This is a genomic window from Lacticaseibacillus zeae subsp. silagei (genome assembly GCF_030770335.1).
In the GTDB taxonomy this organism is placed as follows: Bacteria; Bacillota; Bacilli; order Lactobacillales; family Lactobacillaceae; genus Lacticaseibacillus; species Lacticaseibacillus zeae.
This window is the reverse complement of the sequence record NZ_CP132484.1, coordinates 2116729-2130172: the sequence shown is the minus strand read 5'-3', so window position 1 is coordinate 2130172 and position 13444 is coordinate 2116729. Positions and strand designations below refer to the sequence as shown.

The window sequence follows — 13444 nt, the reverse complement described above, 5'->3', positions numbered from 1 at the left end:
CCGTGCCAGTTCACGCTCACAATTAAAAAGGGGAAACAATCATGGCGTTTTGTCCAAATTGCGGCGCGCAAGTTAGCGCCGACGAAACATTTTGTCATCAATGCGGGTTTAATCTTGCCCAGTATCGGGCGCAACATCAGGGAACAACGGGCGCAGAAAATGGCTCATCCAATGCATCTTCAACCGGTCCAACGCCACAGCCAACCGCGCAAGGTGCTGTGCCGCCAAACACAAGACGGCAGCGCAGTAATGGCGGGGCTCCAAATGGGCCGCGCCGCCCGTGGCTGATGGTGAGTTTGGTTCTGGCTGCAGCCGTTATCGTTGTTATCGCAGTATTATTTTTCCAGAATCAAAGTCAGCAAACGCAAGAGGCTGCGGCAAATTCAGCCAGTGCCTCAGCTGCGAATGCTTCGTCAGCTTCATTTGCCTCAGCGTCTGCATCAGCTTCGCAGGCGGCGGCATCGAGTTTACTCGCGGCCTCGCAAGAAGCAGCCAGTGAATCACTTGCCAATGCTAGCGAATCGGCAGCAGCGGAGAGTCACGAAAGTACCACAACAACGGCGGGCGGTAGTGACCTGAGCAATCGCCAAGTTGCCAAAATGGCTGCGGATCTCGACGATTTTGACCTTGATGAGTATCGGGTGGAAGTAACGTCACCTGCGACCAATATGAAAGAAGTCGATGTTTACGACAAAGATGATGGTGAGTTGCATAACAAATACCGTTATGACGAAATTCATGATCAGATGAGCAAGTACGACGATGATTCCGGTAAGTGGGAACTGATTCAAGACGATGATGATTAGTTTTTAAGAAGGTGTTTCGCAAAGTCTTTGTGAAATGCCTTTTTGTTATTTTGAAATAAGGCAGATTTTAAATTGGCTAAAAAGTCGGCTGAAGGAACACTAATGAAACTGTTGCGTTTAAAACCAAAAAGCGTATGTTAGTAGACATGGAGGTTTTGTATGCAAACCGAATCAAATATTTCCGGCTTAATTTATCAGCTGGCCAAGTTACAGAAGTACTTTTTAAACCAGCACCTGAGCGACTTAGACTTAAATAGTGATCAAGCCAAGGTATTGACGTTTGTCGCCGCCCATCCTGGAACAAACCAACGCCAAATCAGTATCGACTTGAGCCGCGGGCCAGCCAGCGTGTCTAACTTGGTGAAACGATTGATCCAACAAGGCTTACTGGAGAAGCAAATGGCGCCGCACAGTGATCGTGAGCGGCAACTCTTTTTAACCGAAACGGGCAAAGCCACGGCGACAGAAGTCCACGAGCTATTTCAGGTGCTCGAAAAGGCTTTTGCAACGAACGTTAGGGATCCTGAAGCGCTGACGCAGACGTTAAAGCAACTTTTAGTAGCCTTACAGTGAGACCGATTAAAGGGCCAATTACAACTATCAGATACGGGCTAAAAGAAGGACTAATGTTTATTTGTGAAGAGATTTGTTGAAGAATTGGCAAGTCTTAACGTATAATTTTAGGAGTTGAAAAGAGGCCACCGGGCTGAGCCCCCGATGACCTCGACACGGCTCAGATGACAAGGGTGGAAGCTAACTTTGACGGTTAGCTTTTTTGATTATCGCGTACGCTTTAGCACTACTGGTAATCAGTATGCTCAGCGCGATGATAATCGACGCCACAGCTGCTAATCGATTTTTTGGATGGTGAAGCTTCTTTCTAAGTCTTTTAACAAAATTAAGAAGCTTCATGCATTTAAAATTCGCCGGATATACCTACGAAAACTCAGCTGTTAGCAGCATGTGATTAACATAAATAACAAAAAAGCCAAATACCCCCTTGGCGCTTGCGCAGAAACATGCTAAACTATGCACAAATTCAGCAAGCAGAAAGGTGTCCCTTATCATTGATTGGCGCGTCGAATGAAGCGTTATTTGCACTATTATTTCCTAAAGACTTTCCGACACTGCTAGTGGCCAAACAGGCACGGCGCATGTTGTGTATTCGTGCCGCGCATGGCAACCAGGAGGCAGCTCGACTATTACGTGTTCGGTCAACGCCGATACATGTGGTTTATGCCGTCAAAGTCAGCCATTAAAACGAGTTTTACCTCTGAGTCCGACTATTTGGTCGGGCTTTTTTGTTGTGAGCGCGTCATAGAAAGTGAAGGGCAGCCCAATTTCCGCCGAAAATAGAACGAGTCGAAATCGTCTAGCTCTGGCAGTCACAAAACTCTGTGTCACTGCACGTGGCAAATAAGATAAATTTAAAAAAGATGGCACACAAACTTTCCTTCGTGCTTGACACGATGAATAATACAGCAGATAATCATATTGTTAGCCGGCTAACAATATAGGAGGATGACTTGTGAGTTTTGACTTTACTGACCGACCGGATGCACATCGGCTTGAGCTTATGCGCAAAGCTTATCCCGATGTAGATACGCAATCGGTTTTAACTTTTTTGAATTTTCGTGCCTGTTTTCGTGCAGTTGCTGCCGATTACCAACGGGTTTTGGATCGCTTTGGTTTGTCTGAATCGCGATTTTTGATTTTAATGTTTCTCTATCACAATCAGCCACAGGCGTTAGGTATTACAACGTTGGCAACCAAACTTGGTGCAACAAAGGCGACGACAAGCAAACTGGTCGGAGGAATGGTCAAAAGCGGCTTGGTTGAGAAGGTATCAACAGCTGCAGACAAACGCGCAACGCTTATACAGATGACATATGCAGGTGCGGAATTGCTCGATCGGTTTTTGCCAGTGAATTATCAAGCTGTCAATCACCTATTCAGACATTTGACTCATGATGAACAGGTTCAACTCAATCACTTATTGGATAAGTTATTGCCAGATGCGCAATAACAGGCAGAAAGGGGCTCATCTCCATGGAACAAGCTAAAATTGATTTACTAAAAACATACCTAAGTCTTTATATCGACCATTTCACCGTCCTTAAAGCCTTGAACGCAGGAGACGACACCTATGAAATCTTGGATGTTCGAAACGCGCCTGCTCAAGCAAAAAAAGTTCAAATTAAAGGGGCACATGCGTTACCTGCAAAAGATCTCGCAAGTCAGGTTGATCAACTCGATCATGACAAAACATATGTCGTTTACGACTGGACAGCCGGGACGACTTTGGGCAAACAAGCCCTGCTTATTTTACTGACGCACGGATTTAAGGCATTTGAACTCGCAGGTGCCTTAGAAGGATGGCGAGGGATGAACTTGCCAGTTGAACCGGTTCAATAAAAGTGAATTTTTAAAGCACCATCAACATTTCTATTTCAATCGCAATAAAGGTACAATTAAATTGATAACAGGTGAAAGAAATGGAGATGGCACTGTGAAGAACTTTCGGTTTAAAAATCCCACTGACATTCGCTTTGGGACAGGGCGGCTTGACGTTGAACTGCACGATGCTGTGAGCCACTTTGGTTCGCGGGTTCTTTTTGTTTATGGCGGACACTCAATCAAAAAATCCGGACTTTACGATACGGTAAAAGGTTTGCTCGCAGACTTGCAACTTACCGAATTGCCGGGGATTGAACCCAATCCTAAAATTGCTTCGATTCGCGAAGGCCAGAAACTGGTTAAAGATAACGACGTCGAAGTGGTGCTTGCCGTTGGCGGTGGCTCGGTAATTGACGCAGCTAAAGTCATCGCCAGTGCCAAGTTTTATGATGGTGATCCATGGGACCTAGTCAAAGATCGCGGCGTGACCCGGCACAAGTTGCCACAGTTACCGGTCGTGGATATTTTGACCTTGGCCGCAACCGGTAGTGAAATGAATAGTGGTTCGGTCATTTCCAATCCGGAAACCCATGAAAAGCTTGGCACCAACGGACCGAATACGCCCGCGGTGTCGTTTCTTGATCCGACGCTGACATATACCGTTCCGCATCGCCAAACCGCAGCCGGTTCGATGGATATTTTCAGCCATTTGCTTGAACAGTATTTTGATCGCTCCAAAAATAATGACGCTAGCAAAGGTATGATGGAAGGCCTCATGCGAACGGTGATTAAGTGGGCGCCGATTGCGGTTAAGGAGCCGGATAACTTCGATGCGCGGGCTAATTTGATGTGGAGTGCGACGATGGCACTTAACGGTGTCATGAGTGTTGCCAACGAAAATGGTTGGACCGTGCACAGCCTTGAACACGAGTTGTCGGCTTACTATGATATTACGCATGGGGTCGGTCTGGGCATTTTAACGCCGCGGTGGATGGAATATGCGTTGACCAAGGACTCGACAACGGCTGAGATGTTTGCCCGCTTTGGCCGCCATGTCTGGGATCTTGAAGGGGATGAAACATATGCCGTTGCGCAAGCGGCAATTGACGAGACTTTTGACTGGATCCAACATTTAGGCTTTCCGATGACGCTTCCGGAAGTCGGTATTGCCGATGAACGCCACTTTGATGCGATGGCAACAGCTGCTGTGGCCAATGCCAGACTCGAGACACGTGCGTATGTGCCGTTGTCGGAAGAAGATGTCAAAGCCATTTATCAAGCTGCGATGACTGACGGCTTAACGGCATAGTTGCCGGTTTTGGGTGAATTTTTGATGATTGACGAGGGGGAAAGTTCGTGACGCAACCGATTCTTGAACATGATTCAGTCGCTTTTCAGGCAGCGCGTAACGCCGAAAACCAGCTATGGGCCGATTTTAACCTGAAACCCAAGGCGCGCTGGTTTAAATTGCCACCAGACGATTTGCGAGTCAGGGTGCTTGAATTCGGCCATGGGGATCCTGTGCTTATCATTCCCGGCAATACCGGCGATCCTTACCCGTTTGCGCCGCTTTTGCCGCAACTGGCCGGTTATCACTTGTTTGTGCTGGCGCGACCAGGTGGCGGTTTAAGCGACGGATTTGACCATGAACAGGTGGATGTGCACCAATTTGCGGTCGATTTAATCGGCCAAATCATGGACAAGCTTGATCTGAAGTCAGCACCGATCATTGCGCATTCCATGGGCGCACATTGGGCAACTTGGTTTGCATTGGCCCATCCAGAACGCGTTGATCAGCTGATTCTTTTAGGCAATCCGGGACGGATGTTAATGACCAAAACGCCTGGTATGCTCAAGATGGCGATGATGCCGGGCTTGGGGCAGTGGTTTATGAAGCGCCAGATCCCAAAATCTGCCAAGCGCGCATGGGGACCGCTTCACCGCATGGGCACTGATCCAGTGGCGGTCAGCAAGTTGCCGCAAAGCTTTGCCGCGTGCGTCTACGCCTTTGACCACTTACCGAATTACGCGGTATCGACCTTGTCCTTGTTGCGCAGCATGAATTCAGAGAAAAACCATAATGGCCTTGGTGAAGACCAACTACGGCACCTTTCCGTACCCACCACCCTTATTTGGGGCACGAATGACGCGCTCGCAAGGCCAGAGTTAGGTCAGGAAATTGCCGCAGTGGTGCAACATGGCGAACTGGTGACCATTAATGGCGCTGGCCATGAGCCGTGGATCGACGACCCCGAAAAAGTGGGCACGATTATTCGATTGAAGTTAAAGGATAGTCGGTTGCGCGCCGAACTTAGCCGCCGGTAATTGATCAGTACAAGTGAATTCTAACCAAAAAAATTATATTTTTAGCGATGATCGGATGTCTTGCAACGGTCATCGCGTTTTTTATTTTGGTCAGAAAAACGGGCCGCAAAAACTCAATTTTTCAAAAATTATTTTTTGTATCCGTTCACAGTTTATGGCATGCCTTAAATCCCACAACAAAGTTATCTGGGACCGCCTTCATTCGCTTGTGCCTATATTCTCACAAAAGAATATAGGCGAAAAAGGTTTGACAATCAAAACAGTTCTGCATATGCTTTGAACATCCAATTAATCTGGTTGGACAAAAGAGCGAAAGCATGTGAGCGCCTGATCCAAGCGGAAGTTTTTGTTTTGTTTGGCGACAAGATAATCTTTTCTGCAAGTGCTCAATTGCGATCGTGGTTAAAGGAGGCGAGGCTATGACAACTTTGGATACCTCAACCATACAGACGCTGATTCCGAATCGTTATCCTTTGTTCTATATCGATCGGGTCTCCGAACTAGTGCCGGATGAATCCATTGTCGCGGAGAAGTATGTCAGCGTGGCAGAGGATCATCTGGTTGCTTATCTGCCGGGCGAGTTAACCATGCCGCCGACGTTGATTATTGAGACGCTGGCCCAAGCGGCATCAATCCTGATTTTGAAATCACCAAAGTTTGCCGGTAAAACCGCTTATCTGGCAAGTATCGGCAAAACAGAATTCCTGAAGCCTGTCCCGACTGGCAGTGTCTTGACGCTGGCAGTCAAAATGGGCAAGATTCGGGCGAACATGGGGGTGGTCACAACGACCGCCAGTATCGGTGATGAGCTCGTCTGCCACGCAGAATTGCATTTTGTGGTAGAAGCAAATGCTTAGTTCACTTGACAGGCTTTTTTTTTCAACTGATACTTTGAATATCAAATCAGTTGTACATGGAGGCACACCAATGTCCCAAAAGCCAAGCGTCAAGCGGATTAATGATAAACTCATTCGCGTTTATTCAGATATCCTACGAATGGAAGAAGAGGAACTGCGCAAAAGTCAGTTCCGGGATTTAGGTATTAAAGAAATGCATACCATTGATGCGATTGGTATTCATGCGACACCCAGCTCAAGTGATGTGGCCAAAAAGCTGCATGTGACGCAAGGAACCCTAAGTGTGGCGATTAACAATCTGGCACGCAAAGGGTATGTCGAACGACTGCATCTTGAGTCGGACAAACGAGTCGTGAATCTGCGACTTAGCCGCAAAGGGCGCTTAATGTATCGCGCCCACCTTGCCTTTCACCAGAAAATGGTTGCAAGTTTTGTTAAAGGATTTACCGAGCCGCAAATCGAGTTGATCGAACGCGCGCTGGATAATCTCAATGAATTTATTGACGAATATCGTCATTAGAAAGAAGGCCCCGTCTTGGAGATTCTGGCCAGTGCTTATTCGGTACCTGCCACGCGTGTTGAAAATGAGCAGTTACGTCAATTTATGGATACATCTGACAGTTGGATCAGAGAACGTACGGGGATTAAAACCCGCCACGTGGTCACCGATCAGCGTAACTTTGATCTAGCGTATGATGTTGCCCAGCAGCTTTTGACGAAGTCGGCGACGAGTGCCGACCAGCTTGATTTCATCATCGTGGCGACCATGAGCCCGGACTATGCAACCCCGGCCGAGGCAAATCGCCTGCAAGCAGCACTTAATGCAGATCATGCATTTGCATTTAATCTCAACGTTGCCTGCGCCGGTTTTGAGTATGCGTTGCACGTTGCCGATCGACTGATGACCAGCCCGACGGTTCATCAAGGTTTGGTCATCGGGAGCGAAGTGCTTTCCCGATTGGTTGATTGGCATGATCGCCGCACAGCAGTGTTATTCGCTGATGGTGCTGGCGGCGTTTTGATCAGTGATCAAGGCGCGCCGGTTCAGGCAGTCGACCTCAAAAGCTTCGGCGATACCGAGATGGTACTGTCAGCTGGGGCTCAAGCCAATCAAAGTCCGTTTGCGGATGCGGTTGAAGAATCTTCAGCTTATTTCAAAATGAACGGCCGGGCGGTTTACCAATTTGCCATCAGTGAAGTTCCGCGATCGATTCAGCGAGCGCTGGATCAAGCGGAGATGACCACAGATGATATCGATTGGTTCCTGCTTCATCAGGCAAATGCCCGCATTGTTCAATCCGTGAACAAGAAGTTGAAAGTTGCTGCGGAAAAGTTTCCCATCAACATTGACGAGTATGGCAACACCAGCGCAGCCAGCGTGCCGATTTTGTTGGCGCAACTGGCTGAAAGCGGTCAGCTGAAACGGGGCCAGAAATTTGTCCTCAGCGGTTTTGGCGGCGGCTTGTCAGTCGGCTCGCTGATTATGACGTATTAATTCGAATATCCCTGTAGACTGACCGAAAAAACGGTCAAACCACTTAATTTAAAGGAGAACATTTTAACATGACAAACGAAGAAGTATTGCCTAAGGTACAAAACATCATTGCTGACCAATTGGACAAAAACGCTGAAGATGTTACGTTGACCACCAACTTCAAGAATGATCTGGATGCAGATAGCTTGGATATTTTCGAAATCATCAACGAAATCGAAGACGAATTCGACGTTAAGATCGAAACCGATGAAAGCATCGAAACGGTTGCTGATCTGGTAAACTTCATCACTGAAAAGACCGAAGCTTAAGACAACTGGAGAGGAGTGGGCCAATGAGTCCATTAATGGAACGCTTAGGCGTTAAGTATCCGCTTTTTCAAGGCGGCATGGCATGGGTTGCTGACGGTAAATTAGCTGCGTCGGTTTCTGAAGCCGGTGGTCTTGGTATCATTGGTTCCGGTCATGCCCCTGCTTCGTGGGTTAAGGAACAGATCGAAGTTGCAAAATCAATGACAGACAAGGCGTTCGGTGTGAACGTGATGCTGTTATCGCCTTTTGTCGAACAGGTTATTGATGTCATTGTTGATGCCAAGGTTGCCTTGGTAACCACAGGCGCCGGCGATCCTAGCCGTTATCTGGAACGGCTCCAGCAAAATGGCACCGTTGTGATGCCGGTCGTGCCGTCTGTTGCCATGGCCAAGCGTATGGCGCGTGATGGCGTGGACGGTGTGATTGCTGAAGGCCTGGAATCTGGCGGTCACATTGGCAGTATCACGACCATGGCCTTGGTGCCACAAGTCGTTGATGCCGTTGATATTCCGGTTGTTGCGGCCGGTGGGATTGCCGATGGTCGCGGTGTTGCGGCCGCACTCAGCCTGGGTGCGATCGGCGTTCAAATGGGCACCCGCTTCCTGACATCAACTTCAAGCCGGATTCACCAAAACTATAAAGATGCGGTGATCAAGGCGAAAGACGTGGATACGCTTGTTACCGGTATGTATGTCGGTCATGCAGCCCGCGTGCTGAAAAACCCGATGAGTCGTAACTACCTGAAACTGGAAAAGGAAATCGCCTTGTCCGGTACGACTGACTTTACCGCTGTTGAAGAATTAGGTAATGGCAGTTTGCGTAAAGCTGTTCTGGAAGGCGATCGCGATCATGGTTCATTCATGGCCGGTCAGATTTCCGGTTTGGTCAAGCGCGAAGAAAGCAGTCAGGACATCGTTGAAGAAGTCATGCAGCAGGCAAAAGAGATTTTGGCCGGCTCAAAAATGGCTGACCTTCTCACAAGTACGACTGCGGATGCATTTCCACGTCAGTAAACACATGACAAGGAGGGTTCCATCTGTTGCAATTTGCTTATGTGTTTAACGGCCAAGGTGCCGAGGTCCCCGGAATGGGGATCGATTTTTACCAGAATACTTTGATATTCAAAGAGATTATTGACCGTGCCGACGCCGTTTTGGACTTTGACTTGCCTGAGTTTTTGGCCAATGGCGATTTTGCCGCGCATCCGGATGACTTGCAGCCGGCGTTGGTGGCTTATAGTGTGGCCATGCATGAAGTCGCATCCGCTGAATTACCACCGGAAACGGCTTTGGCCGGATTGAGTCTGGGCGAGTACAGTGCGCTGATTGCTGGCGGCGGTCTCAGTCTGGAAGACGGACTTAAATTAGTCGCGGCGCGCGGTAAAGCGATGGCGACGGCTTGTCAGAATCGGCCAGGTGGTATGTTGGCGGTCATGAGCGGTGATCAGGCGGTCATTCAGGAAGCCTGCGAACAGGCACCGGATGTTTGGCCGGCCAACTACAACGGCCCCAAGCAAACGGTTTTGGCAGGCACCCATGAAGCCTTGGCAGCCGTTGAAAAATGGCTAAAAGCACAAGGCGTCCGCGCCATTCCGTTGCATGTGACTGGCGGGTTTCACAGCCCCTTGATGGCTAGTGCCCAACCGCAGTTGCAGGCAGCGTTGAAACAGGCCAATGTGTTTGAACCAGTGATTCCGGTGATCAGCACCACTGCGCTCAAACCGTTTACGGCGCGCAATATGCGTTCCGTGCTCGCCGCCCAGGTTGCGGAACCAACCAAATTTGCGGCGGTGATCGCGCAACTGAAGGCTGAAGGCGTTGATACGATCGTTGAATTGGGTCCCAAACCGGTGCTTAGCAAGATGATTAAGCGGATTGACCGTAAGATGACAACGCATCTGATTAGTGATGCAGCGAGCCTCAATGAGGTCGCCGATTTGAATAACGGAGTGAAGGCAGATTGAAATTAACTGATAAAACCGCGATCATCACGGGTGCCTCGCGTGGCATCGGTGAAGCGATTGCCAGAAATTTTGCGCAGGCAGGCGCCAACTTGGTGCTGAATGCACGCCACGAATTTCCGGAAACTTTGATCAAAGAATTAGAAGGCTTTGGCCACGGGGTTGTCACCGTCTTAGGCAGTGTCGATGATCCAGCCACTGGTGAACAGCTGGTAGCTGCAGCCTTGGATCAATTCGGCAGTGTGGATATTTTGGTCAATAATGCCGGTATCAATGATGACATGTTGGCGATGCGGATGAAACCGGCCACTTTTGCCAAGGTCATCCAAGTTAACTTAGATGGCACTTTTTATGTGACCCAACCTGCCTTCAAGAAAATGATGAAGGCGCGTGCCGGGGTCATCATTAACCTCGCCAGTGTGGTCGGATTGACCGGCAACATCGGGCAGGCGAATTACGCTGCCAGCAAGGCCGGCATTATCGGCCTGACCAAAACACTGGCACGTGAAGGGGCAATGCGTGGCGTGCGCGTCAATGCGATTGCGCCGGGAATGATCGCCACGGATATGACCGCAGCATTGAGCCAATCCAGTCAGGACCAGATCTTAGCGGAAATTCCGTTGAAGCGCTTCGGCCAGCCCGAAGAAATCGCGCACACGGCCCGCTTTCTGGTCGAAAATGCCTACATAACCGGACAGACTTTGACAGTCGCCGGCGGGTTAGGTTAAGGACATGAACGGAGGAATGACATTGCAACGAGTAGTCGTAACCGGAATGGGTACCGTGAATCCACTGGGTCATTCAGTCGCTGAAACCGTAGCGACGATGGACGCTGGCAAAGTCGGTATTCAACCTATCACCAAATTTGATGCTGAAAAAACCGGCATCACAGTCGCTGGTGAAGTCAAAGATTTCAAACCTGAAGCACGCATGCAAAAGCGTCTCAGCAAGCGATTGGATCTGTTTACCCAATATGGTCTATACAGCGCCATTGAAGCCTACGAGCAATCCGGGCTGACCAAAGACGCCGTTGATGCTGATCGTATGGCCGTTATTTTCGGATCAGGGATTGGTGGTTTGACAACCATTCAGGAACAAGTGACGAAGATGTATGTAAAAGGCCCGGATCGGGTGAGTCCACTGTTTGTGCCTGAAGCCATTAGTAACATGGTTGCCGGGACCATTTCCCAATATTTTGGTGCCCACGGTCCTAGTTACGTGGTGGTCACAGCTTGTGCCTCTGCCACGAACGCCATTGGCGAAGCAGCGATGCGGATTCAAGCTGGCAAAGCCGATGTTGTGATTACGGGTGGCGCCGAAGCATCCGTCAACGAAATCGGAATTGCCGGATTTGCGGCGCTATCAGCTTTGTCCAAAACCGCAGACCCGACCCAAGCAAGTTTGCCATTTGCGGCCGATCGTAACGGTTTTGTGCTTGGCGAAGGCGGCGGTACGCTGATTCTTGAAAGTCTTGACCATGCCCAGAAACGCGGCGCCAAGATTTTAGGCGAAGTGGTAGGTTATGGTGCAACTAGTGATGCGTATCACATGACTGCTCCTGATCCGAGTGGTGCCCAAGCCGCCCGCGCAATGCAGCTGGCTGTCGAAGAAGCCGGCATTCAGCCTAGTGACGTGGGTTACATCAATGCGCACGGTACAGCCACCAAAGCCAATGATGCCATGGAAAGCAAAGCTATTCATGATCTTTTCGGCGACAACGTGCTGGTCAGTTCGACTAAAGCACTGACAGGTCATCTGTTAGGTGCGGCCGGTGCCATTGAAGCAATTATGACTTTGAGCGCATTGCAGGATGGTCGGTTACCGATGAACGTCGTGGACGCGGCACAAGATGAAGACTGCCCTGTCACCTTGGTCAACCAAGACAATCGTGATACTACAGTTGATTATGCCTTGAGCAATTCCTTTGGCTTTGGCGGCCATAATGCGGTCTTGGCCTTCAAAAGGTGGTGAGTGTCATGGACACCAAAATGATCGAATCCTTGATTAAGCAGTTGGAGCAAAGTTCTTTGAACGAGCTGGAACTGACGCTCGGCGAGGATTCCCTGCATCTCGTCAAAGCGGGTCCGGTCGCACCGGCACCGGCTGCTCCGGCTTCCAATCCAGTGCCAGCCACACCGGTCAACCCGACACCGGCTGCCCAACCTGAACAACCCGCCGGCACCGCCATCAAGGCTCCGCTAGTCGGTATCGTTTACCTGGCACCCAAACCAGGCGCCGATCCGTATGTCAAAGTCGGCGACCACGTCAAAAAAGGCGAGGTTGTCTGCATCATCGAATCGATGAAAATGATGAACGAAATCAAAAGCACCGTAACCGGCACGCTCAAGGCTGTCGAAGTCGACAACGAGAGCTTGGTCGAATACGATCAGCCGTTGTTTACGGTCGAAGAATAAGCGGCGTAGGCTAAGGGGCAATTTATCGTTACGATGCAAGAGTGACCGGTAATTCCTAAAATTGAAGCATCGTTTATTTTTAAGTTCATTGCAGGCAACTAAAGGGATCTTAAGATTCTAGTGTCAAAGCGAAGCAATCGTAGGCGTTTTGGGGCTCAGTGGTGAAATTGTACTAGCCGGGCGATCTTCCCGGCGTAGTACAAGGCCGAGCTTTGAGACTCAGCCGGGTTTGCTGAGGCTCAAAGTCGTGCCCACCACGTTCCAGCTCCAAAACGCCGGAGATTGCGTAGTTTGGCACGGCACAGAACGCATTGCCTAAATCCTTCTGTCTTTGCAAAACTATGGAACGGCCCTAGCTGTGTTTAGAAAAACGCTTAACGATACCGCAAACCTAACAAACGCGTTTTAAGGAGGAATTTTATTCCATGCTCGAAACCAAGAAAACACTTGAAGCACAAGAAATTCAGCAAATTCTACCGCATCGCTATCCGATGCTCATGATCGACCGGGTACTGGATCTTAAACCTGGCGAATCAGTTGTGGCCCAAAAGAATGTTTCCATCAACGAACAGATTTTCCAAGGCCATTTTCCGGGCAATCCGATTTTCCCGGGCGTCTTACAAATTGAAGCCATGGCGCAGGCCGGGGCAATTGCCTTGTTGTCAATGCCGGACTTCAAAGGCAAAACCGCCTATCTTGGCGGCATTAAAAAAGCCAAGTTCCGCCACATGGTTCGTCCAGGCGATGTTTTGCGGATCGAAGTCACCTTGGAAAAACTGATTGACCATGCCGGCTTAGGCAAAGGCAAGGTATACGTCGGCGAAGACATGGCCTGCAGTGCCGAACTCGTTTTTGCCATTGGCTAATATCGCCGGATTCAGA

The 13444-nt window shown here is 49.4% G+C and carries 17 protein-coding genes; all 17 read left to right on the top strand.

Annotation, left to right across the window (positions count from 1 at the left end; translation table 11 throughout):
* The first annotated feature begins 41 nt into the window (after positions 1 to 41).
* The 17 genes from LACZS1_RS09945 (at position 42) to fabZ (ending at position 13428) form a co-directional block, all read left to right on the top strand.
* Entirely contained in the window at positions 42 to 806 is a 765-nt protein-coding gene (locus LACZS1_RS09945) for a zinc-ribbon domain-containing protein (RefSeq protein WP_070652229.1), read from the top strand.
* 159 nt (positions 807 to 965) lie between these two features.
* The gene (locus tag LACZS1_RS09940) at positions 966 to 1379 is read left to right on the top strand and encodes a MarR family winged helix-turn-helix transcriptional regulator (RefSeq protein WP_070652228.1); all 414 of its coding nucleotides are present in this window, start codon (positions 966 to 968) and stop codon (positions 1377 to 1379) included.
* A gap of 494 nt (positions 1380 to 1873) precedes the next feature.
* Positions 1874 to 2065, top strand: a complete 192-nt coding sequence (locus tag LACZS1_RS09935) for a hypothetical protein (RefSeq protein WP_010491756.1) — start codon at positions 1874 to 1876, stop codon at positions 2063 to 2065.
* 269 nt (positions 2066 to 2334) lie between these two features.
* Complete coding sequence (locus tag LACZS1_RS09930; protein WP_070652227.1) at positions 2335 to 2832, top strand: MarR family winged helix-turn-helix transcriptional regulator; 498 nt, start codon at positions 2335 to 2337, stop codon at positions 2830 to 2832.
* A 23-nt stretch (positions 2833 to 2855) separates the two neighbouring features.
* Positions 2856 to 3221 carry a rhodanese-like domain-containing protein gene (locus LACZS1_RS09925; RefSeq protein ID WP_070652226.1) on the top strand — a complete coding sequence of 122 codons (366 nt, stop codon included), beginning with the start codon at positions 2856 to 2858 and terminating at the stop codon, positions 3219 to 3221.
* A gap of 94 nt (positions 3222 to 3315) precedes the next feature.
* A complete protein-coding gene (locus LACZS1_RS09920) occupies positions 3316 to 4512 on the top strand; it encodes an iron-containing alcohol dehydrogenase (protein ID WP_070652275.1) in 1197 nt (398 codons plus the stop codon).
* Between the two features lie 47 nt (positions 4513 to 4559).
* Positions 4560 to 5528 (top strand): alpha/beta fold hydrolase, encoded by a 969-nt coding sequence (locus tag LACZS1_RS09915; RefSeq protein WP_070652225.1) that lies wholly within the window; start codon positions 4560 to 4562, stop codon positions 5526 to 5528.
* A 419-nt stretch (positions 5529 to 5947) separates the two neighbouring features.
* Positions 5948 to 6385, top strand: a complete 438-nt coding sequence (locus tag LACZS1_RS09910) for a 3-hydroxyacyl-ACP dehydratase FabZ family protein (RefSeq protein ID WP_070652224.1) — start codon at positions 5948 to 5950, stop codon at positions 6383 to 6385.
* Positions 6386 to 6455: 70 nt separating this feature from the next.
* A complete protein-coding gene (locus LACZS1_RS09905) occupies positions 6456 to 6905 on the top strand; it encodes a MarR family winged helix-turn-helix transcriptional regulator (RefSeq protein WP_005684753.1) in 450 nt (149 codons plus the stop codon).
* 15 nt (positions 6906 to 6920) lie between these two features.
* The gene (locus LACZS1_RS09900) at positions 6921 to 7880 is read left to right on the top strand and encodes a beta-ketoacyl-ACP synthase III (RefSeq protein ID WP_070652223.1); all 960 of its coding nucleotides are present in this window, start codon (positions 6921 to 6923) and stop codon (positions 7878 to 7880) included.
* 68 nt (positions 7881 to 7948) lie between these two features.
* Positions 7949 to 8188, top strand: coding sequence for an acyl carrier protein (locus LACZS1_RS09895; RefSeq protein WP_010491736.1), 240 nt, complete (start codon positions 7949 to 7951; stop codon positions 8186 to 8188).
* Between the two features lie 23 nt (positions 8189 to 8211).
* A complete protein-coding gene (locus LACZS1_RS09890; protein ID WP_070652222.1) occupies positions 8212 to 9201 on the top strand; it encodes a nitronate monooxygenase in 990 nt (329 codons plus the stop codon).
* 26 nt (positions 9202 to 9227) lie between these two features.
* The gene (locus LACZS1_RS09885; protein WP_070652221.1) at positions 9228 to 10151 is read left to right on the top strand and encodes an ACP S-malonyltransferase; all 924 of its coding nucleotides are present in this window, start codon (positions 9228 to 9230) and stop codon (positions 10149 to 10151) included.
* Positions 10148 to 10876: a 3-oxoacyl-ACP reductase family protein gene (locus LACZS1_RS09880; RefSeq protein WP_010491731.1), complete on the top strand. Its 729-nt coding sequence runs from the start codon at positions 10148 to 10150 to the stop codon at positions 10874 to 10876. Before LACZS1_RS09885 ends, LACZS1_RS09880 begins: the two co-directional genes overlap by 4 nt.
* A 22-nt stretch (positions 10877 to 10898) precedes the next feature.
* Positions 10899 to 12119 carry a beta-ketoacyl-ACP synthase II gene (gene fabF, locus LACZS1_RS09875; RefSeq protein WP_052767555.1) on the top strand — a complete coding sequence of 407 codons (1221 nt, stop codon included), beginning with the start codon at positions 10899 to 10901 and terminating at the stop codon, positions 12117 to 12119.
* 5 nt (positions 12120 to 12124) lie between these two features.
* Positions 12125 to 12562 (top strand): acetyl-CoA carboxylase biotin carboxyl carrier protein, encoded by a 438-nt coding sequence (gene accB / locus LACZS1_RS09870; RefSeq protein ID WP_010491727.1) that lies wholly within the window; start codon positions 12125 to 12127, stop codon positions 12560 to 12562.
* A gap of 425 nt (positions 12563 to 12987) precedes the next feature.
* Positions 12988 to 13428 (top strand): 3-hydroxyacyl-ACP dehydratase FabZ, encoded by a 441-nt coding sequence (fabZ, locus tag LACZS1_RS09865; RefSeq protein ID WP_010491726.1) that lies wholly within the window; start codon positions 12988 to 12990, stop codon positions 13426 to 13428.
* The last annotated feature ends 16 nt before the right edge of the window (positions 13429 to 13444 follow it).

Excerpts from the sequence above, each read along its gene's own strand:
- LACZS1_RS09945 (WP_070652229.1), top strand. The coding sequence starts at position 42 with ATGGCGTTTTGTCCAAATTGCGGCGCGCAAGTTAGCGCCGACGAAACA.
- LACZS1_RS09925 (WP_070652226.1), top strand. The coding sequence starts at position 2,856 with ATGGAACAAGCTAAAATTGATTTACTAAAAACATACCTAAGTCTTTAT.
- LACZS1_RS09905 (WP_005684753.1), top strand. The coding sequence starts at position 6,456 with ATGTCCCAAAAGCCAAGCGTCAAGCGGATTAATGATAAACTCATTCGC.
- LACZS1_RS09895 (WP_010491736.1), top strand. The coding sequence starts at position 7,949 with ATGACAAACGAAGAAGTATTGCCTAAGGTACAAAACATCATTGCTGAC.
- fabZ (WP_010491726.1), top strand. The coding sequence starts at position 12,988 with ATGCTCGAAACCAAGAAAACACTTGAAGCACAAGAAATTCAGCAAATT.
- LACZS1_RS09910 (WP_070652224.1), top strand. The coding sequence starts at position 5,948 with ATGACAACTTTGGATACCTCAACCATACAGACGCTGATTCCGAATCGT.
- LACZS1_RS09890 (WP_070652222.1), top strand. The coding sequence starts at position 8,212 with ATGAGTCCATTAATGGAACGCTTAGGCGTTAAGTATCCGCTTTTTCAA.
- LACZS1_RS09940 (WP_070652228.1), top strand. The coding sequence starts at position 966 with ATGCAAACCGAATCAAATATTTCCGGCTTAATTTATCAGCTGGCCAAG.
- accB (WP_010491727.1), top strand. The coding sequence starts at position 12,125 with ATGGACACCAAAATGATCGAATCCTTGATTAAGCAGTTGGAGCAAAGT.